Annotated in this window: 21 protein-coding genes and 2 pseudogenes; 11 read left to right on the top strand and 12 right to left on the bottom strand. The window is 67.6% G+C overall.

The window, feature by feature from the left end; genetic code table 11:
- The first annotated feature begins 57 nt into the window (after positions 1-57).
- From BO226_RS24165 to BO226_RS24140, 6 genes are read left to right on the top strand one after another with little or no spacing between them, the layout of a single operon-like run.
- The gene (locus BO226_RS24165; RefSeq protein WP_024102933.1) at positions 58-612 is read left to right on the top strand and encodes an FAS1-like dehydratase domain-containing protein; all 555 of its coding nucleotides are present in this window, start codon (positions 58-60) and stop codon (positions 610-612) included.
- The gene (locus BO226_RS24160) at positions 609-1,016 is read left to right on the top strand and encodes a Zn-ribbon domain-containing OB-fold protein (protein WP_071936254.1); all 408 of its coding nucleotides are present in this window, start codon (positions 609-611) and stop codon (positions 1,014-1,016) included. Before BO226_RS24165 ends, BO226_RS24160 begins: the two co-directional genes overlap by 4 nt.
- Complete coding sequence (locus tag BO226_RS24155; RefSeq protein WP_071936253.1) at positions 1,013-1,423, top strand: MaoC/PaaZ C-terminal domain-containing protein; 411 nt, start codon at positions 1,013-1,015, stop codon at positions 1,421-1,423. Before BO226_RS24160 ends, BO226_RS24155 begins: the two co-directional genes overlap by 4 nt.
- The gene (locus tag BO226_RS24150; RefSeq protein ID WP_071936252.1) at positions 1,420-2,604 is read left to right on the top strand and encodes a lipid-transfer protein; all 1,185 of its coding nucleotides are present in this window, start codon (positions 1,420-1,422) and stop codon (positions 2,602-2,604) included. Before BO226_RS24155 ends, BO226_RS24150 begins: the two co-directional genes overlap by 4 nt.
- Positions 2,605-2,643: 39 nt before the next feature.
- Positions 2,644-3,876: an acyl-CoA dehydrogenase family protein gene (locus BO226_RS24145; protein ID WP_071936251.1), complete on the top strand. Its 1,233-nt coding sequence runs from the start codon at positions 2,644-2,646 to the stop codon at positions 3,874-3,876.
- Between the two features lies 1 nt (position 3,877).
- The gene (locus tag BO226_RS24140; RefSeq protein WP_071936250.1) at positions 3,878-5,008 is read left to right on the top strand and encodes an acyl-CoA dehydrogenase family protein; all 1,131 of its coding nucleotides are present in this window, start codon (positions 3,878-3,880) and stop codon (positions 5,006-5,008) included.
- 70 nt (positions 5,009-5,078) lie between these two features.
- Here BO226_RS24140 and BO226_RS24135 read toward each other — a convergent pair whose 3' ends face one another.
- A complete protein-coding gene (locus tag BO226_RS24135; protein WP_006551931.1) occupies positions 5,079-5,618 on the bottom strand; it encodes a TetR family transcriptional regulator in 540 nt (179 codons plus the stop codon).
- Between the two features lie 313 nt (positions 5,619-5,931).
- Here BO226_RS24135 and BO226_RS24125 point away from each other — a divergent pair, with 313 nt between their 5' ends.
- On the top strand, positions 5,932-6,447 hold the full coding sequence (locus BO226_RS24125; RefSeq protein WP_071936249.1) for a flavin reductase family protein: 516 nt from the start codon (positions 5,932-5,934) through the stop codon (positions 6,445-6,447).
- A gap of 57 nt (positions 6,448-6,504) precedes the next feature.
- On the opposite strand, the pseudogene BO226_RS24120 reads toward BO226_RS24125, so the two are convergent.
- The 6 genes and pseudogenes from BO226_RS24120 to BO226_RS24095 form a co-directional block, all read right to left on the bottom strand.
- A pseudogene (locus BO226_RS24120) lies at positions 6,505-7,222 on the bottom strand (FAD-binding protein); the annotation flags it as partial.
- Positions 7,211-7,520: pseudogene (locus BO226_RS24115) on the bottom strand (3-hydroxy-9,10-secoandrosta-1,3,5(10)-triene-9,17-dione monooxygenase oxygenase subunit); the annotation flags it as partial. The pseudogenes BO226_RS24120 and BO226_RS24115, both read right to left, overlap by 12 nt.
- Positions 7,521-7,532: 12 nt before the next feature.
- Positions 7,533-8,456, bottom strand: coding sequence for a VOC family protein (locus BO226_RS24110; protein WP_071936247.1), 924 nt, complete (start codon positions 8,454-8,456; stop codon positions 7,533-7,535).
- 34 nt (positions 8,457-8,490) lie between these two features.
- Positions 8,491-9,669: an acyl-CoA dehydrogenase family protein gene (locus BO226_RS24105; RefSeq protein WP_071936246.1), complete on the bottom strand. Its 1,179-nt coding sequence runs from the start codon at positions 9,667-9,669 to the stop codon at positions 8,491-8,493.
- A 215-nt stretch (positions 9,670-9,884) separates the two neighbouring features.
- Entirely contained in the window at positions 9,885-10,751 is an 867-nt protein-coding gene (locus tag BO226_RS24100) for an alpha/beta fold hydrolase (RefSeq protein WP_071936245.1), read from the bottom strand.
- A 106-nt stretch (positions 10,752-10,857) separates the two neighbouring features.
- The gene (locus tag BO226_RS24095) at positions 10,858-11,751 is read right to left on the bottom strand and encodes an IclR family transcriptional regulator (protein WP_387399352.1); all 894 of its coding nucleotides are present in this window, start codon (positions 11,749-11,751) and stop codon (positions 10,858-10,860) included.
- A gap of 274 nt (positions 11,752-12,025) precedes the next feature.
- Here BO226_RS24095 and BO226_RS24090 point away from each other — a divergent pair, with 274 nt between their 5' ends.
- From BO226_RS24090 to BO226_RS24080, 3 genes are all read left to right on the top strand, one after another.
- Positions 12,026-13,171, top strand: a complete 1,146-nt coding sequence (locus BO226_RS24090; RefSeq protein WP_019290124.1) for an oxidoreductase — start codon at positions 12,026-12,028, stop codon at positions 13,169-13,171.
- A gap of 226 nt (positions 13,172-13,397) precedes the next feature.
- Entirely contained in the window at positions 13,398-14,744 is a 1,347-nt protein-coding gene (locus BO226_RS24085; protein WP_071936244.1) for an MFS transporter, read from the top strand.
- A gap of 116 nt (positions 14,745-14,860) precedes the next feature.
- On the top strand, positions 14,861-15,913 hold the full coding sequence (locus BO226_RS24080; RefSeq protein ID WP_071936243.1) for a ferredoxin--NADP reductase: 1,053 nt from the start codon (positions 14,861-14,863) through the stop codon (positions 15,911-15,913).
- A 70-nt stretch (positions 15,914-15,983) separates the two neighbouring features.
- Here BO226_RS24080 and BO226_RS24075 read toward each other — a convergent pair whose 3' ends face one another.
- The 5 genes from BO226_RS24075 to BO226_RS24055 all read right to left on the bottom strand — a co-directional run bounded on the left by BO226_RS24075 (position 15,984) and on the right by BO226_RS24055 (position 20,967).
- Entirely contained in the window at positions 15,984-16,787 is an 804-nt protein-coding gene (locus BO226_RS24075) for an SDR family NAD(P)-dependent oxidoreductase (RefSeq protein ID WP_064256927.1), read from the bottom strand.
- Positions 16,788-16,824: 37 nt separating this feature from the next.
- Positions 16,825-17,082, bottom strand: a complete 258-nt coding sequence (locus BO226_RS24070) for a hypothetical protein (protein ID WP_064256936.1) — start codon at positions 17,080-17,082, stop codon at positions 16,825-16,827.
- Between the two features lie 23 nt (positions 17,083-17,105).
- On the bottom strand, positions 17,106-18,284 hold the full coding sequence (locus tag BO226_RS24065; protein ID WP_071936551.1) for a Rieske 2Fe-2S domain-containing protein: 1,179 nt from the start codon (positions 18,282-18,284) through the stop codon (positions 17,106-17,108).
- Positions 18,285-18,451: 167 nt separating this feature from the next.
- Positions 18,452-20,131 carry an AMP-binding protein gene (locus tag BO226_RS24060; protein ID WP_071936242.1) on the bottom strand — a complete coding sequence of 560 codons (1,680 nt, stop codon included), beginning with the start codon at positions 20,129-20,131 and terminating at the stop codon, positions 18,452-18,454.
- Between the two features lie 26 nt (positions 20,132-20,157).
- The gene (locus BO226_RS24055) at positions 20,158-20,967 is read right to left on the bottom strand and encodes a MaoC/PaaZ C-terminal domain-containing protein (protein WP_024102911.1); all 810 of its coding nucleotides are present in this window, start codon (positions 20,965-20,967) and stop codon (positions 20,158-20,160) included.
- A 236-nt stretch (positions 20,968-21,203) separates the two neighbouring features.
- On the opposite strand from BO226_RS24055, the gene BO226_RS24050 reads away from it, so the two are divergent.
- Positions 21,204-22,883 carry a class I adenylate-forming enzyme family protein gene (locus tag BO226_RS24050; RefSeq protein WP_006550411.1) on the top strand — a complete coding sequence of 560 codons (1,680 nt, stop codon included), beginning with the start codon at positions 21,204-21,206 and terminating at the stop codon, positions 22,881-22,883.
- Positions 22,884-22,888: the final 5 nt, after the last annotated feature.

Raw genomic sequence — 22,888 nt, 5'->3', positions numbered from 1 at the left:
TGTCGGCCCCACTTAGCGTGACGACGAACGCGCGCGTCGAAGAGGAGTGACTGGGCCATGCAGACCGTCGAGCAGGATTACGAGAAGTACGTCGGGCAGGTGGCCGAACCACCCCGCGTGGCCCGATACGCCGTCAACGACGCCATGATCCGCAACTGGGTCGAGGCCCACGACGACTTCAACCCGATCTACGTCGACGCCGAGGCCGCGCGCGAGACCGGACGCGACTCCGTCGTGTGCCCGCCCGCCATGATCTCCACCTGGATCATGGCCGGCTACCGCCGCTGGCGTGACGTGCAGCGCAAACGCGCCGAGGGCGTCGTGGAGGACTTCGCATACTCCCGGATGCTTGCCGACCTCGATCGGGAGGGTTTCACCTCCGTCGTCGCGACGAACGTCGAGCAGGACTACCACCGCGAACTCGTCCCGGGCGACCACATCACCGCCCACTACACGATCGAGTCCGTATCCGAGGTCAAGCGAACGGGTCTCGGCGACGGCCGATTCTTCACGCTGTACAAGCGCTACGAGGACCAGAACGGCGAAGTCGTCGCCGAGGAACGCTTCCGGATGCTCCGGTTCAACCCGAACACCGACAAGGAGACGCGATGACCGCCGTCCCCCGGCTCACCATCACCCAGGACAACCAGTTCTGGTTCGACGCCGTCCGTGAAGGCCGACTCGAGATCCAGCAGTGCAGCAAGTGCGGCACTCTGCGCCATCCTCCGGGCCCGGCATGCCCCGCGTGCCGCTCGTTCGAATGGAAGACCGTCGAATCCTCACGGCGCGGAACGCTTCACAGCTGGACGGTCATTCACCACCCGCAGGATCCGGCCTTCGAGTACCCGCTCGCCGTCGGACTGATCGACCTCGACGAGGGGATCCGCATCGTCGCCGACATCGCGGGCGTCGACCACGACACCCTCGAGATCGGCATGGAACTCGAGGTGGGATTCGCCGAGCACGCACACGGCGAGATCCTGCCTCAGCTGCGCAAGCCCGGAGGAGGCGCATGAACCTCGCCGAATACACTGTCGGACAGGAACTTCCCCAACTCACCCTGCCTATGGATCGCACCACCATCGTGGCTACCGCGATCGCGTCGCAGGATTTCGAGGATGTGCACCACGACCCGGACGCCGCACTCGGACGCGGCACACCGGACGTCTTCATGAGTATCAATGCCACCAACGGTTTCGTCGACCGGTACGTCACCGACTGGACCGGACCGTCGGCGCGGGTGCGCCGCGCGTCGCTGCGCCTGGGCGTGCCCTGCTTCCCCGGCGACCCCATGCACATGAACGGTGAGGTGACCACCGTCGACGGCGCGACCGTCACCTTGAAGGTGCAGGGCCGCAACAGCAGAGGCGTCCACGTCACCGCGGAGGTCGTGGTGGAGCCGTACGAGAGGAAGAGCCGATGACCGTCAAGGGCTTCTCCGGAGCCGCCGCTATCGCCGGTATCGGAGCCACCGAGTTCTCCAAGAACTCCGGCCGCAGCGAATGGCAGCTTGCGTGCGAGTCGGTCCTCGCCGCTCTCGATGACGCGCAGATCGGCGTCGAAGAGGTCGACGGCTTCGCGCTGTTCACCATGGAGACCAACCCCGAGATCGCCGTCGCCCGCGCGCTCGGCATCCCGGAATTGAAGTTCTTCAGCCGGATCCCGCACGGCGGTGGCGGCGCCTGCGCACCCGTGCAGCAAGCCGCACTGGCCGTCTCGAGCGGTGTCGCCGACGTCGTGGTCGTCTACCGCGCCTTCAACGAGCGCTCGGGTCACCGTTTCGGCGCCGGGCCGCCGCCCTTCGCATACAACTCGAACACCGACCAGGAATACCGGAACTGGATCAACCCGTACGGCCTGCTCACTCCCGCTCAGCAGGAGGCCTTCCTGGCCCGCACCTACATGCACAAGTACGGGGCGACCAGCGCGGACTTCGGGCAGATCTCGGTGCTCTCGCGCAAGCATGCGGCGAACAATCCCAAGGCCTGGTTCTACGAGCGCCCCATCACTCTCGACGACCACCAGAACTCGCGGATGCTCGCCGACCCGCTGCGTCTGCTGGACTGCTGCCAGGAGAGCGACGGCGGCCAGGCACTGGTCATCGTGAGTGCCGAACGCGCGCGAGATCTTCCGCATCCTCCGGCGATCATCACCGCCGCGGCGCAGGGCGTCGGCCCTCAGCAGATCTCGATGAGCAGCTACTACCGCGAGGACATCGACGCGATGCCCGAGGTGGAGCTCGTCGCCCGGCAGATGTGGGCACAGGCCGGCTTCGGTCCCGAAGGTATCGACGCCGCGATCCTGTACGACGCGTTCACCCCCATGGTGCTGCTCCAGCTCGAGGAGTACGGCTTCTGCGGCCGCGGCGAGGCGAAGGACTTCATCGCCGAAGGCAACCTCGAGGTCGACGGCCGCCTGCCGATCAACACCCACGGCGGGCAGCTCGGCGAAGGCTACATCCACGGCGTGAACGGCATCGCCGAGGGTGTCCGGCTCATCCGCGGCACCTCCGTGAACCAGCCCACCAAGACTCTCGACAACGTGCTCGTCACGGGCGGATCGCCGGTGCCGCACAGCGCGCTCGTCCTCTCGGCCGACCGTTAGGCCCGCAACCCGGGCCCCGAACACTTCTCAGGAGACCACATGCATCCCGAGCTGTCCGACACGTCACGGCGGCTGCGCACCGAACTGCGGGAGTACTTCGCCCGCATCATCGACGACGACGATCGACGCGCCCTGGTCGATCAGACCGAGGGTGGACCGGTCTTCGACAAGATCTACCGGCAGATGGGCGCCGACGGCTGGCTCGGCCTGGGGTGGCCCGAGGAGTACGGCGGACGCGGGGAGGATCCCGAGGCGCTGTACGTCTTCTACGACGAGACGATCCGCGCCGGCGCGCCGGTCTCGCTGGTCACTCTCAACACCGTTGCGCCGGCACTGATGAAGTACGGCACGCAGGAGCAGAAGGACTTCTTCCTTCCCAAGATCCTCACGGGTGAACTGAAGTTCGCGATCGGGTACACCGAGCCCGGTGCCGGCACCGACCTCGCTGCACTTCAGACGCGGGCGCGTATCGACGGTGACGAACTGGTCATCGACGGCAACAAGCTGTACACGAGTTCGGCGATCTTCGCCGACTGGATCTGGCTCGCCGTACGCACCGATCCGGATGCGCCCCGCCACAAGGGGATCTCGGTCGTGCTCGTGCCGACCTCGTCGCCGGGCTTCTCCGCCACCGAGATCCAGACGGTCGGCGGTATCAGCACAGCGGTCACGTACTACGAGAACATCCGCGTTCCGCTGAGCAACGTCGTCGGCGAGCTCAACGGCGGCTGGACCCTCATCACGAGCCAGCTCAACCACGAGCGTGTCGCGCTGGCCGCCCGCGGTGGCATCGCCAACGAGATGTACGACGAGGTCCTCGCCTGGGCGAAGCAGGAGCCCTTCGGCCCCGGTGTGCTGTTCGACGTCCCGTGGGTGCGTTCGACTCTCGCCGAGGTCTACGCGCTGCTGTCGGCAGCCGACCTCGTGAACCTGCGTCTGGTGTCGGACATCGCGGCCAACACCCTCGACGGTGGCGACTCCGCCGCAGCGAAGGTGTTCGGAACCGAGGGTGTCGTCGCGGCCTACGGAATGTTGCAGGAGGTGCTCGGCGCCCGCGGTCTGCTGCGTCCCGGTAGCCACGGCGCCGTGATCGAAGGCCGCGTCGAAGCGCTCGGTCGACGCGCGCAGAACAACACCTTCGGTGGTGGCAGCAACGAGGTGATGCGCGAGATCGTGGCGGCGAAGACCCTCGGAATGACCCTGGGCGCCCGTAGGCGCCCCGACGCGACGGCACAGGCTGCGGTGAAGACGCCGGCCGAGACGAGGAGCTGACATGGAATTCGAATTCGATGACGACCTGATCGCGGTCGAGGACCTCGCGTCGCAGGTCTTCGGTTCGCTGGCCAAGGTCGAGCGTGTGGTCGAGGTGGAGCGCACCGAGGGCGGTTTCGACGCCCCGCTGTGGCAGGCACTCGCCGACGCCGGCCTCCTCGGACTCGCACTACCCGAGTCCGTCGGCGGCGCCGGCATGGGCATGCTCGGGCTCACGACGATCCTGCAGCAGCAGGGCCGTCGCGTCGCTCCCGTGCCGGTGTGGTCCACCGTGGCAGGTGCGGCTCTTCCGCTCGCACAGTTCGGCACGGGAACCCAGGTCGAGCGTTACGTTCCCAAGCTCATCGACGGGTCGGTCGTTCTGACCGGCGCGTTCGACGACACCCCGGGCGCGAGCCCCGCCGTGACAGCGATCCGCAAGGGTGACGAGCTCGTCATCAGCGGCGAGATTCCGTCCGTTCCGTGGGCGCCCATCATCGCCGGCGTCGTCGTCCCGGTCCGCTGCGACGACGACTCGGTCGCCGTGGTGGTCGCACCGGTGGACGCGACCGGCGTCGAGGCCGTCCCGGTCGCCGTGACCGGACGTGGCGCCGAAGCCGCGGTGCGCTTCACGGACGTGCACATCGGAGCCGAGGACGTCCTGCCCGGTGACGGTGAGGAGATCGCGGCCTGGACCCGTCGTCGTATCCGCATCGCTCTGGCTGCCGTTCAGCTCGGGGTGTGCGAGGAGACGCTGCGGGCAACGGCGAAGTACACCTCCGAGCGCGTACAGTTCGGCCGCCCGCTGTCGACGAATCAGGCTGTCGCATTGCGCGCGGCCGATGCCTACCTCGACACCGAAGCGATCCGACTCACGGTGCGGAAGGCCGCGTGGTCGATCGACGTCGGACGCGAGGACGAAGCCGACTCCGCGGCCCTGGTCGCCAAGTGGTGGGCGTCCCGCGGCGGTGTGCGGGTGGGCTTGACCGGCCAGCACCTGCACGGCGGCATCGGCGCCGACATCGACTACCCCATCCACCGCTACTTCCTGTGGGGCCGGCAGCTTGCGTTCACCTTCGGCGGCGCCGACGCGACGGCAGCTGCCCTCGGGGACGTCCTGGACACCGCACCCCCGATCGGTGCGGCCGGATAGTCTTCTCGCACCGATGACGTGAGTCCTTCTCCGCAGACCGCGGAGGGGGACTCACGTCGTTTCCGGTGCCCTACTCCGACAGGTGCGCGAGCAGCAGGTCGCAGCTCCTCCGCACATCGGCCTCGGTCTCCTCGAGGGTCGCTCCGCCGTTGAGATAGGTCACCAGCAGTCCGGACCACAACATCGACAGCAGCCGCACGGCGTTGCGATCCTCCTCTGTCGGCTCGTCGAGGCCTGCCCTCTCGAACAGGATTCGGTGGAACGTCCGCCTCACCTCGGTGGAGTCCGGAACCACCGAGGCCGGGGCGGTGCTGTTGGACAGCAACATCGCGGAGGCCAGGCGTGGTCGGTCGACGAACCGGCGGGTCATCTCGACGAGCGTCTCGGTGATCGCCTCGCGCGCGCTCGTCCCCGGTTTCCGTTCGGGCAACCGGTCGGCGCCGAGCTCGAGCCGGTGGAGCAGCAACGCCACGAACAGGTGCGTCTTCGACGGAAAGTATCGGTACAGGGTGCCGATCGCGACCTCGGCGTTCTTCGCCACCTCGGTCATCTGCACGCGGGCCAATTCGTGCTCGGACCCCAGCTGAGCTGCAGCCTCGAGGATCCGCACATGGCGTCGCCGTTGTTCGACCGAGGTCGGCTCGGCTCCGTCCCGCGCCTTACCGATTCTGGGCACCGGTCCCCCTTTCCACAATGACGACCCGTCGATTCTGCACCGAACCGCCCGGCAGATTGTCGCATCGCGGATCGTCCACGGTCCCGAACGGTGGGAGCACGGGCACCGGACGTCGTGCTGGGACGGCATCGGATCCGAGCGTCCACTGAGCGAGAAGCCGGTCCGTCCCGACTTTCTCGGGCCGTAACGTCGGAGTCGGAGAAGGACGGTCGGAGTCGACCTCCACGATCGAATCGGAGTGAGCCACATGCAGACCCGGATACCGACCCGCGACACCGACCACAGGATCGAACTGCCGGGCCCCGACGAGATGCGACGTGCCATGGGACGGTTCGCGAGCGGCGTCACCGTCGTGACCGGTCTCGACGAGGACGGGCCCACCGGCTTCGCATGCCAGTCGTTCGCGTCGGTCTCGCTCGAACCGCCCCTCGTGTTGTTCTGCGCGGATCACCGCGGGCGCGCGTGGCCGCGGATCCGCCGCGTCGGCCGGTTCACCGTCAACGTGCTCGGTGCCGACCAGAGTGATCTGTGCGCGCGTTTCGGGTCGAGCCGCGGTCCGAAGTTCGACGGTCTCCACTGGGAATTGTCCCGCTGGGACACTCCGTCGCTGCCGGATGTCCTGCTGCGGGTACACGCATCGGTGGAGGACGTGCACGTCGCGGGTGATCACGACGTCGTCATCGGCCGGGTCGCCGAACTCGAGTGCCTCGCCGACGACGGTCCGATGGTGTTCTACCGCGGCGGGTTCGATCTCGGACGCTGACGGGGAAGGTGTGCGTGCGATGGACGGGCACCGCACGCACATCCCGTCGTCTACGAGGCCGATCGGCCGCACCCACTCGGGCTTCTTCCCGATTACCGGATCCGTCCCCTGCTCGGCGTGCTCGTTGTACAGCTCCACCGTCGCGGTCAGGGCTCCCGTGGGCAGTCCGATCTCGGATTCGAGTTCGGCGACAGTCTCACGCACCCAGGTGGGCCGGTGCCGCAGCTGCGGACTCGAACTCGGCGTCGCCATCCCCTCGTCGTAGGCCTGTTCGTCGAGGACGAGGAACGCCTGGTTGCCGTTCTGGTACAGGGTGAGTTGACCGACGCGGCCGAGGCGCGTAGGCCTGCATCATCTCGTCGTTGTAGGCGAACGATCCTGTGGCCAGGACCACGCCGCGACGCGCTTTCACCGCGAGGGTGTCGCCGAAGCGCTGGGCGACGATCCCGACGACCCGTCCGGTGTCGTCGACGACGAGACGCTGGACGCGGATATCGGACTCGACGCGCACGCCGAGGTCGGCGACCTTGGCGATGAGAGTGGGCATGAGCACGTGGCCGGCGGCCTGCTCGCCGTTGCGCGGCATGGGCACCCGGGCGAGATGTCCGCGCGGGGCGGCATCGACGAACGTGCGGAACGGCGCAGTGTTCTCTCCGCCGCTGTACATCAGCGAGTCATCCACAGGGCACTCCCAGCCCGGCTGCGGCCAGAAGCTCTCCTTGTAGGGCACGCCGCACGGTTCGAGCCAGTCGAAGTGGTCGACGCTGCCCTCGCAGTTGCGACGTCTCGTAGTTGCTCTTCACACGATGGTCGGGCACGAAGACGTCGTCGACGACGATCTCGTCGCTGCTCGTCCCGCGCATCCCCACGACGTTCCAGACGTCGCGGATCGTATAGTCGCTGCGAGGAACGAGCACCGTGACGAGATCGACCGGCCTGCCCTCCGATCCGACCACCACCGCACCGAGCAACGCCCACGACGCGAACCGGCAACCGGACGAGAACATCCACGTCCCCGACAAGCGGTAACCGTCGCCGACGGGGATCAAACGACCCACGGGGGTGGCCGCCGACGGCGGACGAGGTCAGCCTGCCGGCGGCGAGAACGCCGCGAGAGGCTCGGAACCCGACCAGTCGTGACCCCAGTAGCTGTCGTCCGTGATCTCCTCCGCGGTGTAGAAGGTCTCGTCGACGAGCATGCCCTCGGTACCGAACTCGATGTCCCATCCGCCGGGGGCACGCACGTAGAAGGAGACCATCTTGTCGTTGGTGTGCCGGCCCAGGGTCGACGAGATCGAGAAGCCCAACTTGTTCACTCGGTCCAGGGCCTGACCGACCGCGTCGAGCGTCTCGACCTCGAGCATCAGGTGCACGAGACCGGGTTCGGCGGTGGGGGGAGCCGGGCACAACGCGAGGCTGTGGTGGCGGCGGTTGACGCCCAGGAACCGCACGCGTCGCACGGGCGGCGGTGCCGACAGGCCACCGAGCCGCGTCGCTCCGCGCGGCAGGAACCCGAGTACCTCGGTGTAGAACTCGTAGGACTCCGCGAACGCGGCGGTGGGCAGGACGACGTGGCCGAGTCCCTCCTCACCGGTGTGGAAGACACCGGCGAACGGCGTCACGAGGGGGCTGTGGTCGAGCACCGGACCGAAGAACACCTCGGTGCGGGTGCCGCCCGGATCGTCGAATGCGATGACCTGCTCGGCGTCGCGGTAGGTCGACTCCTCCTCGGAGAGGACCCCGACGGCGATGCCGGCCTTCTCGACCGCTTCGCGCACGCGACGCAGCGCGAACTCGTCGCGCACCTCCCAGCCCACGGCGAGTGCCTTGTCGACCTCACCGGGCAGCACGATCAAGCGTGCCCGCCGCTCGTCGACACGCAGGTACAGGCCGTCGGGTTCCGGGCCGGTACCGATCGCCATGCCGAGTCCGTCGACGACGAGTTCGCGCCATCGTGCGATGTCTGTGGTCTGGATCCTGAGATAACCCAGGCCCCGAATATCCGTCATATCCGAATGTTCCTTCGCTGTAATGGATGTGATGTCAGATCATCGACCGCATCATGCCCTGCGGCTCTTCGCCGAGCTGGGTGAGCGTCGCGGCGTGGAAGATCGAACCGGGGACGTGGATGGCGTGGCTCAGACCGGCGTGGGCGTCGCGCCAGAAGCGCTGCAGCGGATTGCTCAGCTGCAGCGCGCCGCCGCCGGCCCGCGAGAAGATCTCGTCGACGGCGCGCACGGCCCGCCATGCCGCGGCGACCTGGGTCCGGCGTCCGATCGCGCGTTGCTCGAAGGTGACCTCGATGCCCCGCTCGGTCAGATCCCAGAAGCGGTCGACGGTTTCGAGCAGGGCGGCGCGCGACGCGGCGATCTCCGCTGCGGCGTCACCGAGGTTCGACAGCACGTACGGGTCCTGCTTGATCGCGGTGCCGGACACCGTGACCCGCTCGCGCTGGGACTCGATGTAGCAGTTCAGCGCACCCTCGGCGATGCCGATGAGCGACGAGGTGATGCCGAGCGGGAAGATGCACGAGAAGGGGAACTTGTAGAGCGTCTCGTCGCGTCCGGCGTCCTGCCACGCCACCCCGCCCATGACGCGCTCGGCGCGCAGGGTCCGGTACTCGGGGAGGAAGGCGTTCTCGACGATGAGATCCTTCGAACCCGTGCCGCGCAGGCCGACGACGTTCCAGCTGTCGTGGTCGATCCGGTAGTCCGACCGCGGCAGCAACACGTGCAGGCTCTGTGGCGGGTTCAGGCGGTTGCCGTCCTTGTCGCCCACGGCCGCACCGATCATCACCCAGTCGCAGTGGTCGGTGCCCGACGAGAACGACCAGCGGCCGTTGAGGATGTATCCGCCGTCGACGGGGGTCGCCACACCCATCGGTGCGTACGGGGAGGCGATCCAGGTGTCGGGGTTCTCACCCCACACCTCCTCCTGGGCCTTCGGGTCGAAGAAGGCCATCTCCCACGGGTGGACACCGACGATGCCGCTGACCCAGCCGGTCGCGCCGTCCATGGCGCCGATGGCCATGGCGGTCTCCGCGAACTCGCGCGGGTGCGCCTCGAGGCCCCCGAGTTCCTTCGGTTGCAGGAGACGGATGACGCCGGCGTCGCGGAGCCTCTTCGCGCTGCGGTCGGTCAGCCGCATCAGCGTGTCGCCTTCGGCGCCGTCCGCGCGGATCTCGTCTGCGAACTCCGAAACGGAGTCGAGCACCTGTCCCATGATCTCTCCAGCTCTGTGAGGGTGACGCCCCCGATACGGCGTGGTGAGCGTCGGTTCCGTTGACGCCTACGGTCCCAGGTGGACCGCTCCCGTATCGTCGTTTTTCCACTGAGCGGGAGCGGTCGATGGGGCTGAGCGGGAGCGGTCGATGGGGCTGAGCGGGAGCGGTCGATGGGGCTGAGCGGGAGCGGGTTACGAGTCCGCGCGGACGGGGCCTACGCGTCGTCGCGGCGAAGGAACGCGAGCACCGCCGACAGCCACGCCTCGCGCGCCTCGATCATCGTCCAGTGGCCGCAGTTGGGGAAGACGTGGAGCTCGCCGCGGCGCAGTTCGCGCATGGGAAGCATCGCCATGTCGACGGGGCTGACACGGTCGTCGCGACCCCAGGTCAGCAGCACCGGCGCGGTGATCTTGTGGAGCTGCGCCCAGTACGGGGTGGCGTCGGAGGCGGCAGCGGCCTTCGCGCCCGCAGCGAAGGCCGCGGTGCTGTACATGCGTCGGGCGATCTCGAGGGTCTTCGGTTCGGTGGCCAGTGCCCACCGCTCCTCGATGAGTTCCTCGGTGACGATCGCGGGGTCGTAGACCATCGACCGCAGCCAACGGACGAGCTTGTCGCGCGTGGGGTCGTCCGTGAACTCCATGAGCAGCCGGATGCCCTCGCCCGGCGACGGCGCGAAGACCGAACGGCCGGCGCCTCCGATGGTGACGAGCTTCTTCACCCGCTCGGGCTGCGCGATCGCGAACTGCGTCCCGACGATGCCGCCCATCGAGTTCCCGATGATCGACACGCGGTCGAGGCCGAGTCCGTCGAGGAAGTCGGTCACCGCGACCGAGGCCATCGCCATCGGGTGTCCTTCGCACGGGTAGCTCACGCCGAAGCCGGGGAACTCCAGGACGAGGCACCGGTAGTGCTCGGCGAGATCGGCGAGCACACCGCGGTAGTTCCGCCAGCCGGTGACGCCCGGTCCGGAGCCGTGGAGCAGCAGGAGTGGTTCACCCTGACCGGCTTCGTGGTAGCGGAGGGTGCCGCGGTCGGTCGCGAGTTCTCTCGCCGTGTTCTCGAAAGTCGATACCGTCGTCATGACGAGAAGGTTTCCAGTGATCCACCTCACGCGGCTCGAACGTTCCCGATCACCGGGATGTTCCGCCCGCCGCGGGGTGGTGCGTGATGTTGCCCGGCTCCGGCCGTCAGATCCAGCCGTTCGACTGCGTGGTGAGCATTCGCTCCATGACCTGCGGCGACCACGACGCTCCGGACGTGCGTGCGGCGCGATTGCGTCGAGGGGTGTCGAGTTCGGGATAGAGCGTGCGCGAGATCGTGCGGACCGCATCGGCGACCAGCGGCGCGATGCGTTCGAGGTGTCCGGGGCGGGTGGGACCGCACAGGGAGATCGCGGCGACCGACGATGCAGGGCTGCGGATCGCGGCGCCCGCACAGGACATACCGGCGGTGGCCTCTCCGGTCTCGAAGGCCAGACCGTGGCGACGGCGGATGCGGTTGAGTTCGAGGTGCAGGGTCGACAGATCGGTGATGGTCCGCTCGGTGCGACGCGGCAGTTGCGGGCCGGGGTAGAGGGCATCGACCTGCTCCGGCTCGAGTCCGGCGAGCAGCGCCTTGCCGCCGGCGGTGGCGTAGGCGGGGACACGTCCGCCGACCCGCGACGGCAGTGCCGCGGCGAGCTGGCCGCCGATCTTGTCGAGGTAGACGCAGTCGGGCCCGTCGAGCACGGACAGGTGCGCGACCATCCCGGTGGTCATGTGCAGTTCGTGGAGGAGCGGTGCCGCGGCCTCACGGACGCGGATGTGCCCACTGTCGCCCTCTCCCATGGACTTCGCACGACGTCCGAGGCAATACCCGAACGACGCGTGGTCGATCCAGTCGAGTCGCACCATCTGGTCGAGGATGCGGTGGACCGTCGAGCGCGGAAGCCGGGTGCGGCACGCGACTTCTTCCAGGGTGAGCCGCGACGAGAGATCGTCGAAGGCATCGAGGATGAGGGTCATTCGCTCGACCATCGATGCAGGCAGTTCGCGCTTCGGTGCCTGGGAGACCTGCGTACGTTGCGCCTCGGACATCGTCACCCTTTCTCCGGAATCCGATCACCCACGAAAGCAAGAATTGAAATTGATTCTTGTGAGTGATGCCCAGAGTACAAGGCGAGTGACCTGTCGCACAATTCCCGATCAGCGGACTCGATGCTCCCGCGATCCACGTCCCTCCCCTCGCGCTTCCGCCGGCACGTCTCACTGAGCAGGAGGTCCCTGTCCCGCGGACCGGGCGGTGGGTACAACCTCGGATGTGGGCCGAACCCGCCTGCACCCGTCGCCCGCACGAGCCGAAAGAGTCGAGACCACGATGCCGGATACCGAGTCCCCCCTCTTCCGTCCCCTGACGGTCCGTTCCCTCGAGCTCCGCAACCGCATCGTGATGTCGCCGATGACCCGCTCGCACTCGCCGGGTGGCGTGCCCGGCCCGGATGTCGTGGAGTACTACCGGCGACGCGCCGCGGGCGGCACGGCCCTGATCCTCACCGAGGGCGTCGCGATCGATCACCCGACAGCAGTCGACAATCCCCGCGTGCCACACATGCACGGCGAAGAAGCCCTCGACGGCTGGCGTCGCGTCGTCGACGCGGTTCACGCCGAGGGTGGACGCATCGTCCCCCAGCTCTGGCACGTCGGCCCCCTCTGGGGCGCGATGACCGCAGATGTCGACCCCGACCTCGTCCCCATGCGGCCGTCGGGAGTCTGGGGCGAGCTCGGCGTGACGTCCTACGGCGAGGACTACATCTCCCGGGCCTCAGCGCCCACGCGGGCCATGACCGTGGAGGACATCGAGCAGGTCGTCGCGGCCTATACCGACGCGGCGGCCGCCGCTGCCCGAGTCGGATTCGACGGCATCGCACTGCACGGTGGGCACGGCTATCTGCTCGACGCGTTCCTCTGGGAGGGAACGAATCTCCGCGACGACGAATGGGGCGGCGACCTCGAGCGCCGCACCCGTTTCCCCGCCGCGGTGGTCGCCGCCATCCGCGCGCGCATCGGCGACGACCTGCCGATCTTCTACCGGTTCTCGCAGCACAAGCAACAGAACTACGAAGCCCGGATCGCCCACACCCCGGACGAACTGAAAGCCGTCCTCACCCCATTGAAGGAAGCCGGCGTCGACGTCTTCGACGCGAGCATCCGCCGCTTCGACATGCCGGCCTTCGAAGACAGCGACCTGACACTCGCAGGCTGGGCCAAGAAGGTCACCGGCGCACATTCGATGGCCGTAGGCAGCGTCGGAATCGCAACGACGTTGCGGGAGAGCCGCCTCCAGGGCAGCGCACCTGTGCGCAACAACGTTCCCGAACTCGAACGACGCCTGGGCGACGACGAGTTCGATCTGATCGCCATCGGTCGGCTCCACCTCGCCGACCCGTCGCTCGCGACGACCCTTCGCAACGGCGCGGAACTGCCCGAGTTCGACCGCGCAGTACACGAGGCCGCGCTCATCTGACCCACCAAAATCGTTCTCGCTCAGCGAGATAGAACAGCGTGACAGCCCTCACCTGCGATACCAAGTGATCCGAGCCACTCCCATTCGTGGGGCAGGAAACACGGCCCGCGATCGGGCCGCCGAGAGTCTGGAATGCGCTTTGACGTCCTACGCCAATGACCTCTCCCGGCCGGAATCCGCAACGCCGAAGGGGCGGAGCCGGTTCGACCGGCAGCAGCCGGTATGGGTGATCGTGTCGGTCCTGATCGCCGTCGAGATCATCAGTGCGTTCGAAACATCGATGATGTTCGCCGCGATCCCGACGTTGATCGTCGAATTCGACAGCAACGCATCGACGGTCGGATGGGCGGTGACGGCCTTCCTCCTCGTCTCGGCCGCCTCGGCCGCCGTGTGCGGCCGGCTCGGCGACATGTACGGCCGGGAACGGATCCTGATGGTCCTGCTCGCCGTCGCGGCGCTCGGCTCGATGGTCAGCGCCCTCGGTGACAGCCTCACCAGCATCATCATCGGCCGCGCGATCCAAGGTGTGGCCGGTGCGATCCTGCCGCTGTGCATCGGGCTGGCGCGCGAGCATCTTCCCGCTTCCCGCGTTCCCGTTGCCGTCGCACTGATCTCCGGCTCGGCGGTCGCCGCCGGTTCGGCGTCGCTGCTCGTCGCCGGTCTGCTGATCGACAACGCCAGCTGGCACATGATCTTCGTCGTCGCCGCCGTGTACGCGATCTTCGCCCTGCTGCTCGTCTGGTTCGTCCTCCCGTGGCGCCGGCCCACCGGGACCTCCGAGAAGATCGACTACATCGGTGCGGTCACCTTCGCCGGCGCGGTCGCCGCGATCCTGCTCGGCGTCAACAAGTCCCAGTCATGGGGCTGGCCGGACCCGCGGACCCTCGGTCTCATCCTGGGCGGGGCCGTCGCTCTGGTCCTGCTCGTGCGGTGGGAACTGCGCACACCCTCCCCCATCATCAACGTGCGCCTGTTCGCCGACCGCAAGTTCTCGCTCACGATGCTGGCCACCGTCGCGATCGCGGTGGGACCGCTGGGCGTGGTCACCATGATCATTCCGATCATCATGCAGACGCCGTCCACCGGCGACTTCGGCCTGGGCCTGAGCGCGACGCACGCGGGTTGGCTCTCGTTCATCGGCTCCCTGTTCGGATTCGTCTGCACTCCGCTGAGCGGCCGGATCTCCGCCGCGGTGGGTTCACGCGCGTCGATGCTGCTCGGTACCGCCCTGTTCATCGTCGGCGTCGTCGTCGTGCTCACCGCGCACCACTCCGTGGTGGCCATGACCGCGATGGTCGTCGTGGTGTCGGTCGCGACCGCCTTCGCCTACACGGCGATTCCGAACCTGATCGTCGAGTCCGTGCCCGAGCACAACACCAGCGAGACGACCGGCACGAACGCCGTGCTGCGTACCGCGGGTCAGGGTGTCGGAACGTCGATCGCGACCATGCTGCTCGCGTTCGCTGCGACCCCACTCGCGGGAATCAACATGGTCGGCGGCATGCTCATCGCGCTCTCCGTGGTGACCATCGGGATCACCTTGCTGATCCCACGCAGCGTGCGCACCGCCTGATCCGAACGCCCGTCTCCTCCCGTGTCCCGATTACCGGGAGGAGACGGGCGTCGGCGTCCGTCGGCGTTCTACGGTGATCCGATCGAGAAGTACTCGTATCGAAGGGAACCACTGCGATGACAGCCGTTGAGACACCGGTCGGTTCACGCTCCGTCGTACTGACCGTCGGTGCAGTCGTCCAGGAAACCGCCGACGCCGTTTCGCTGGTGTTCGACGTGCCAGAAGAGCGCCGCGCGGGCTTCGCCTACAAACCGGGACAGTTCCTCACCCTGCGCATCCCGAGCGATCGGACCGGTTCGGTGGCACGGTGCTACTCGCTCGCGAGTTCCCCCCACACCGGCGAGCCTCTCAAGGTCACCGTCAAGCGCACCGCCGACGGATACGGATCGAACTGGCTGTGCGACAACATCACTGCAGGGCAAACCCTCGAGGTGCTGCCCCCGGCGGGCGTGTTCACTCCGGTCGATCTCACCGAGAAACTCGTACTGTTCGCCGGAGGCAGCGGTATCACGCCGGTGTTGTCCATCCTCGAGTCGGCTCTCCACAGCGGCAATCGCAACGTGGTGCTCGTCTACGGCAACCGCGACGAGAAGTCCGTCATCTTCGCCGAGAGGCTGCGCGAACTCGCCGCCCGGCACGCCACTGCCCTCACCGTCGTGCACTGGCTCGAGAGCGTGCAGGGCCTGCCGACGCCGCAGCAGCTCGCGACCCTGGTCTCTGCCTTCGCCGATCATTGCGCGTACATGTGCGGACCCGGGCCGTTCATGGATACCGTCCGCGAAGGCCTGCTGCTGGCCGGCGTCCCGAAGGACCGCATCCACGCCGAGGTCTTCACCTCCCTGTCCGGCGATCCGTTCGCCGACGTACCTGCCGTCGAGATCGACGAGTCGGACACCGACGCCGCCTCCGTGACGGTGCAGCTCGACGGCGAGGAACACGACCTCGTCTGGCCGCGCAGCGCGACTCTCGTGGACGTCATGCTCTCGAAGGGCCTCGACGTGCCCTACTCGTGCCGGGAAGGCGAGTGCGGGTCGTGCGCGTGCACCGTCGTCGAAGGCGACGTCGACACCCCGCCGTCCGCGATCCTCGACGAGGAGGACATCGCCAACGGATACGTCCTCGCGTGCCAGGCCAAGCCGAAAAGCAAGCACGTGCGCATCGACTTCTGACCCCCGACAATGAAGCGTCCCCGGCTGCCGTTCCGCAGCCGGGGACGAGTCGTAGAGGAAGCGGCAGAGCTCAGCGGTTCAGGAGCGCTCGCATCGCGGCAGCCGCGCCTCGGACGAGCTTGTCGCGCGGGAATCCGCTGCGCTTGACCGCAGCCTCGTAGTTGCCGCCGGCGACCCACACGGGACCGTCCTGGAGGCGTTCGAGACCTTCACGCGCAACGTCTTCCGGCTCGGCGACGAGCATCCCCGGGATGTCGAAGTTCAGGCCCGCGCGCACCATCGCCGGGGTGCGGGTGACACCGAGTACCAGTTCGACCACGTGCACGCCGTGCGGTGCGAGCTCGAGCCACAGACTTTCGGCGAAGACGCGGCTGAACGCCTTCGAGGCCGCGTAGATGCTCTGGTGTTCGGCACCCATGTAGCCGGAGAGCGACCCGAGCAGCATGATGCCACCGCGCCCGCGCTCTTTCATCGGTCCACCGAACAGGTGCGACAACTCGATCTGCCGGTGGACGTTGAGTTCGATCACGCCGCGGAACCCGTCGAGGTCGCCGGTGACGAACTCGTGGCCGTAGCTGTTCGCGCCGGCGTTGAAGATGAACAGGCCGACCTCGATGTCCTCGGTCGCCTTGCGGATCTCTTCCACGGCATCGTCGTCGAGCAGATCCAGCGCGAGGGTGCGCACCTGCACGCCGTTGCTCCGTGCCTTGTCCGCCGTCTCCTCCAACGGGCCCGGCTTACGCGCGATGAGCACGAGATCGAAACCCGCGCGGCTCAATTCGTCGGCGAATGCCGCGCCGACGCCTTCGGAGCCCCCGGCGACGACGGCCCACGGGCCGTAGTACGAGCGGTCGAGATCGAGGGTTTCGGTCATCACTGGTCCTTCGGGAGGTAGTCGGAAGCTGAAGAGGTCACTGCACGATGGGGGCTCGGATCGGGGTGTCGTCGAAGACCTCGATGACTCCCGAGGCGGCCGCCTTGGCGATCGCGGCGTCGAGGTGCGTGCACGACATCCGGGGCGCACCGGGGCGGCCGTCGCGCCCGTCGTCGTCCCGGACGACGGGACAACGACGGTGCGCGTCGGTGTTCCACTGGATGGACGTGTGCTCCCAGCTGTTCTTCTGGACGAGCACCTGCGCGGCGCATTCGCCGCACCGCAACGGTTCCATCCGGTCCTGCATGTCTTTGGCTCCTAGCCCGTCGTGGTGGACTGCTGCGCGCCTGCCTGCTCGTCGAGGGCCGCCTTGCGAGCGATGTTCTCCTCGACCTCCTTCATCCACGCGGCCACCGGACGGGTGGTGTCCATCTCGAACTCGAAGCGGTCGGTCATCGCCGGCTCGACGTCCTCGACGTCGACGTAGAACTGCTCGTACCAGCGTCGCAGCTGGTAGACGGGGCCGTCCTCCTCGCACAGGAGCGGGTTGTCGATGCGGGTCTTGTTCCGCCAGATCTCGATGTCCTGTTCGAAGCCCTTCGCGATGAAGTTCCCGAACTGCTGGGCGGTCTGCAGGGCCTGCTCGCCTTCGAGGCGATCGGACTTCTTGACGATCATGCCGTACATCAGGACGAACTTGTCCTGGGACACCGGGTAGTGGCAGTTGATGAGGACCGACTCGACGTCGTAACCCTCGTACTGGTAGACGAGATCGTCGATCATGAAGGACGGTCCGAAGTAGCTCGCGTCGGAGCGGCTTCCGAGCATCTTCGGCTGTCCGTCCGCGTGCGGACGAGCGTCCATACGAGCCTGACCCCGCATGAACTGGCTGGCCACGTGGCCGTCGAAGACGTTCTTGAAGTAGACCGGGAAGGAGTAGTGCACGTAGAAGAAGTGCGCCATGTCGACGATGTTGTCGATGATCTCGCGGCAGTTCGTATCGACCTCGGTGGTGTACCAGACCCAGTCGGTCCACTCGTCGCTCGTGGCGCCCTCGATGTGCGGGATGGTCACGTCCGCGGGCGGCGGGTTCCCCTGGGGGTCGTGCCACACGAAGAGCATGCCGTCCTGGTCGAGAGTGTGCCACGCGCGGGTCTTGGCGATCGGAGGAACACGCCGCGCGTACGGGATGTTCTTGCAGCGCCCGTTGCCGCCCCAGCGCCAGTCGTGGAACGGACACGCGATCTCGTCGCCCTTGACCGTGCCCTGGCTGAGATCCCCACCCATGTGCCGACAGTACGCGTCGAGGATCTTGATCTCGTCGTTGCTGTCGGCCCACACCACGAGCTTGGTCCCGAATGCCTCGATCGAGTGCGGCTTGCCGTCCTTGAAGTCCTTCGACAGGCCGAGGCAGTGCCAGCCCCGGGCGAAGCGGGCGGGAGCCGACCCGGCGACGATCTCGCGGATCTCGGATTGTTCGGAAGTGCCGATGCTCACGGTCGTCCGTCCTTTCGGGAGGGAAGCGTTGAGGAGGTCAGGCGGCGGAGTCCGCTGGAGCATTCCGTCGCGATACGACCGAAACGCTAGGTGATCGGTATCACCCCTGATGAGGACATCTCACTGGTCGAGACCTTCCGATGTCGTGAGACCGGGCCGGACCGCGATCATGCGACCGGCGCAGGTTCGGGGGTCGGCAACAGGGCCGCCCGGCCGTTGGCCACGAACTCCCGCTCGATGCGTGTGCGTTCCGCGTCGCCGAGCAGGACGTACTCGGAGGTCCGTCCGACACGCACGTAGACCGTGTCTGGGGTGTTCCACGCGACCGCCCGCAGCGGGGCTTTGTTCACCTTGTTGCTGCCCGTCAGCGGGATCTGCGCGGTGACGCGCACGAATCGCGGCCACCACTTGTCTCCCATGTCGGGCTGCTCGGCGAGGGTCGCCCCGAACACCGCCGGGTCGAACTCCGCGCCGGGTTCGAGTTCGACGGCGCACATGACCTGATCCCCGGTCGTGGGATCGGGCACGGCGAAGACCGGGGCGGACAGGATGCCCGGCACCCGCAGGATGATGCGCTCGACGGGAGTGGCGGAGAAGTTCTCGCTGTCGACGCGAAGCCAGTCGGAGGATCTTCCGGCGAAGTAGAAGAAGCCGTTCTCGTCGCGGTACCCGAGATCCCCCGACCAGAAGTCGTCACCCTTGACCCGATCGGCCATCGCCTCGGGATTCTTGTAGTAGCCCTCGAAGGTGTGGGCGGCACCGCACGCGACGATCTGCCCGACGGCGTCACTGTTGAGGAGGCGACCGGTCTCGTCGAAACGGGCGCGGGGGCACTCCTGCCCGGTGTCCTCGTCGAGGATGCGGACATCGACGCCTCCGACGGCGACCCCGAGCGATCCGGTCGGGGTGTCGGGGGTGCGGTTGATGCGGAAGACGCCTTCGCTCATCCCGTAGCCTTCGACGACCGTGCAGCCGAAGCGTTCGGAAAAGCGGGCCACGTCGGCTTCGGATGCCTCGGTGCCGAACGCGAGTTCGAGGGTGCTCGCGCGGTCGCGGGGGTCTTCCGGCCGGCTGAGGATGTACGACAGGGCCCGGCCTACGTAGTTGACGAAAGTGGCGCCGTAGCTGTGGATGTCGTCGGAGAACCGGCTCGCGGAGAACCTCCGGATCATGCAGACGGTCGCGCCGGCCCGCATGGCCGTGCCGAGGTTGAGCATGAGTGCGTTTCCGTGGAAGAGCGGCATGCACAGATAGGCGATCGAATCCTCGCGCATGCCAACACGTTCGGTGAGTGGACCGAGGAGGCGCGCGAGCCGGCCCTGGCCGACGATCACGGCCTTCGGAGCGCCGGTGGAACCGGAACTGAACAGCAACAATGCGATGTCGTCGGTGGACGGGATCGTCTCCGGCAGATCCGCACCGCGGAACGGCGCGAGGAACTCCGCGTAGCGATCGTCGTCGATGTCGAGGATGCGGTCGGTCGGCAGTCCGTGGCCGGTGTCCTCGAGCAGATGGGCGAGGCGGGATTCGGTGACGACGAGGTCGATGTCCGCGTGCGCGATGTCGCGGGCGATCTCGGGGCCGCTGCGGCTGGCGTTGATGCCCACGACGGCTGCTCCGGCCAGGGCGCCGGCGCCGATCCAGAAGACGAAGTCCGGTACGTTCTCGAGCAGCACCCCGATGTGGCGCTGCCGATCTGCGGGAGCAGGCACGGTCGCGACGATCGCGGCGGCACGATCGGCGCTTTCCTGAACCACCTCGCCCCAGGTCCACTGTTGGTCCTCGAAACGCAACCCCACCTTCGGGTCACCGTGACGAGCGCGCACTATATCTGCGAACGTGTCCAAGTCTTTCCTCCAGACGGTTGTGGCGATCAAGCGAAAACGGCGCGACCGCCGGACAGGACGGCGCCGGTCTCCGTGACGACGTCGAACCGAACATCCGCTGCGTCACCCCAGGCGCGGACCTGTGCCGCATCGCCGGGGAAGACGGGGGCCGCGAAGCGCCCGAACAGCGTCTTCAGGTCGGCGGGGTGCCCTCCGAGCATGTCGGCCAGAGGCAGGGTCGCGGCCGCCAGCGTGCACAGGCCGTGCAGGATGGGGCGGGGTTGTCCGATGCGCGCCGCAGCCTCGGGATCGATGTGGATGTGGTGCCGGTCGCCGGTCAGCCGGTAAAGCGCCGCCTGGTCGGCGCGTGTGGCGAGCGTGCCGACCACGTCGGCATCCCCCTCCGGTGCGGACGGCGCCGACGGTCCGCGCTCGCCGCCGAAACCTCCCGCTCCCGGTGCGAACAACGACCACGTCGCGATGAAGAACTCGCTCTCGACGACGACCTCGAACACCGCTGCCCGGCCCTTGTCCCAGACCTCACCGACGCGCGCCGACATCGCGATCTCCCCGGAGCGTGGCAACGGTGCGAGCACCTCGAGGCTCTGGGAACCGTGGAGCGCGGTGGCCGTGTCGAAGGCACCGAGCGCACCGAGCGCATCCGGTGCCCACTGGGCCAGCGTCAGGGCGAACGTCGGCAACACCCGCAGCCGGTCCTCGAACACGAGATCGAGGTCCGCCGCGCCGGCGCCCACCGCGAGCGCGTACAGGATCGCGTCCCGCTCGTCGTAGCGGATCGTGCGGGCACCCAGGTCGTGGCCTCGCCACTGCGCGGGCGTCGGCGTCGTTGCGGTCATTCGTCTTCGGTCCTTTCTCACAGGGGCGCCGGGCGGCGGCCCGACGGAGACAGGACCTCGCTTTTCCACAGACGCCCAGGTCACAGGCTAGGGAGAGCGATGGTGACCGTCACCGCCCGTCCCACTCACCGGTACATTCGAAGTCGGGGTGACCCGTCGTGAGATTCTGGCGGTACGCACTCGATGGAGGAGGGGACGTCCGTGAAGCGTGCAGGGGCACCGGTGGGATACAGGCGATGACCATCCCCTCCGATCCCTCCCATTTCCTCGATCAGCTGGTATCGCGACTCACCGGTCCGGGTGGCGAGTTCGAGATCGTCGTGCAGGACGTCCTGGGCACCGAGATACCCGTCATGCGCAGACGCGACGTCGCCGTGGCGGATCTGCTCTCGCAGTCCCTCGCCTGGGGCGACCGCGAGTATCTGGTCACGACCGATCAGCGGATCACCTTCGCCCGGAACGCGCGCATGTCGTACGCCCTCGCCGCGGCGCTCCACGAGCGGTACGGGGTGGGCGTGGGCGACCGGGTCGCGATCCTGTCGGCGAACCGGCCCGAGTGGGTCACCGCCTTCTGGGCGACGCAGGCCCTCGGTGCGATCTCGGTGGGCCTGAACGCGTGGTGGGTGCAACCGGAACTCGAATTCGGTATCCGTCATTCGCGACCCCGGGTGCTCTTCGTCGACGGTCCGCGTGCCGCGGCCGTGGCCGGCATCGACCGTGCGCAGACGGTGGTGCTGTCGATCGAGGAGGATCTACCGCGCCTCATCGCCGAATTCGACGGCGCGCAGCCGCCGCCCCCGAGAGTCGCCGAGGACGATCCGGCCGTCCTCCTGTACACCTCGGGCACGAGCGGGGATCCGAAGGGTGCGTTGCACTCACAGCGGAATCTGCTGGCAGTGGTCGACTACCACCGGTACCTCGACGCGATCGCGACGATCTGGACCGGCGGCACATACGACCGGTCCGCACCATCGGACTCCCGCTATCTGCTGACGTCCTCACTGTTCCACATCACGAGCCTGCACAACACGATCGTGCCGCGCCTGGCCACCGGCAGCACCGTGGTGATGAACCAGGGCTGGTACGGCGTGCGTCCCGTGCTCGAACTCATCGAGGCGGAACAGGTCACCCACTGGATGGCCGTGCCGTCGATGGCGGCGCGGATGCTCGAGGACGAAGATCTCGACAGATACGACCTCACCTCGCTGAGCCGGTTCACCCTGTCCTCGGAACCTTCGACGCCGGAGTTCAAACAACTTCTGCGCGAAGGGCTTCCGTTCGGCAAGCATGCCATGGTCGACAGTTACACCATCACCGAGTGCAGCACGTCGATCGCTGTGGCCTCCGCCGCCGAACTCGAGGAGTTCCCCGGCACGGTGGGCGCGCCGATCATCACGGTGAGCCTCGAGATCCGGGATCAGAGCGGCGCCTGGCTGCCCGACGGCCGCGTGGGCGAGGTGTGTGTGCGCAGCCCCTTCGTCATGCTCGGCTACTGGGACGACGAGGCGGCGACCGCCGAGGCGATCACTCCCGACCGCTGGTTGCGCACAGGTGATTTCGGCGTGGTCGAGAACGGCCGTCTGCGTCTGGTGGGCCGGCGCGCCGACCTCATCCACCAGAACGGCGAGAACGTCTACCCGTCGGAGGTCGAGCGCGTCCTGGCCCTGCACCCGGCGGTCCGCGAATGCATGGTGACCGGCGCACCCCACCCGGAATGGGGCCAGGAGGTGGCTGCGGTGGTCGTGCTCGTCGAAGGCTCCACGGTCACCGTCGAGGAATTGACGACCTTCGCATCCGAGCGTCTCGCCTACTTCAAGGTGCCGACGCAATGGACGCTGACGTGCAATCTGTTGCCGCGCAACGCCACCGGGAAGATCATCCGCAAGGGCTGGCGCGACACCCACGGCCACTGGTGACGACG

It is taken from the genome of Rhodococcus sp. 2G (assembly GCF_001886355.1).
Classification (GTDB): Bacteria; Actinomycetota; Actinomycetes; order Mycobacteriales; family Mycobacteriaceae; genus Rhodococcus; species Rhodococcus pyridinivorans.
Note: the sequence above shows the minus strand (reverse complement) of the source record. Positions and strands in the feature narration are given on the sequence as shown.

Bases quoted from the DNA above. Each gene is read 5' to 3' on its own strand.
- BO226_RS24150 (WP_071936252.1), top strand. From the start codon at position 1,420: ATGACCGTCAAGGGCTTCTCCGGAGCCGCCGCTATCGCCGGTATCGGA.
- BO226_RS24105 (WP_071936246.1), bottom strand. From the start codon at position 9,669: ATGGGACAGGTGCTCGACTCCGTTTCGGAGTTCGCAGACGAGATCCGC.
- BO226_RS24080 (WP_071936243.1), top strand. From the start codon at position 14,861: ATGACAGCCGTTGAGACACCGGTCGGTTCACGCTCCGTCGTACTGACC.
- BO226_RS24050 (WP_006550411.1), top strand. From the start codon at position 21,204: ATGACCATCCCCTCCGATCCCTCCCATTTCCTCGATCAGCTGGTATCG.
- BO226_RS24075 (WP_064256927.1), bottom strand. From the start codon at position 16,787: ATGACCGAAACCCTCGATCTCGACCGCTCGTACTACGGCCCGTGGGCC.
- BO226_RS24090 (WP_019290124.1), top strand. From the start codon at position 12,026: ATGCCGGATACCGAGTCCCCCCTCTTCCGTCCCCTGACGGTCCGTTCC.
- BO226_RS24070 (WP_064256936.1), bottom strand. From the start codon at position 17,082: ATGGAACCGTTGCGGTGCGGCGAATGCGCCGCGCAGGTGCTCGTCCAG.
- BO226_RS24055 (WP_024102911.1), bottom strand. From the start codon at position 20,967: ATGACCGCAACGACGCCGACGCCCGCGCAGTGGCGAGGCCACGACCTG.
- BO226_RS24110 (WP_071936247.1), bottom strand. From the start codon at position 8,456: ATGACGGATATTCGGGGCCTGGGTTATCTCAGGATCCAGACCACAGAC.
- BO226_RS24155 (WP_071936253.1), top strand. From the start codon at position 1,013: ATGAACCTCGCCGAATACACTGTCGGACAGGAACTTCCCCAACTCACC.
- BO226_RS24160 (WP_071936254.1), top strand. From the start codon at position 609: ATGACCGCCGTCCCCCGGCTCACCATCACCCAGGACAACCAGTTCTGG.
- BO226_RS24125 (WP_071936249.1), top strand. From the start codon at position 5,932: ATGCAGACCCGGATACCGACCCGCGACACCGACCACAGGATCGAACTG.
- BO226_RS24145 (WP_071936251.1), top strand. From the start codon at position 2,644: ATGCATCCCGAGCTGTCCGACACGTCACGGCGGCTGCGCACCGAACTG.
- BO226_RS24100 (WP_071936245.1), bottom strand. From the start codon at position 10,751: ATGACGACGGTATCGACTTTCGAGAACACGGCGAGAGAACTCGCGACC.
- BO226_RS24140 (WP_071936250.1), top strand. From the start codon at position 3,878: ATGGAATTCGAATTCGATGACGACCTGATCGCGGTCGAGGACCTCGCG.
- BO226_RS24165 (WP_024102933.1), top strand. From the start codon at position 58: ATGCAGACCGTCGAGCAGGATTACGAGAAGTACGTCGGGCAGGTGGCC.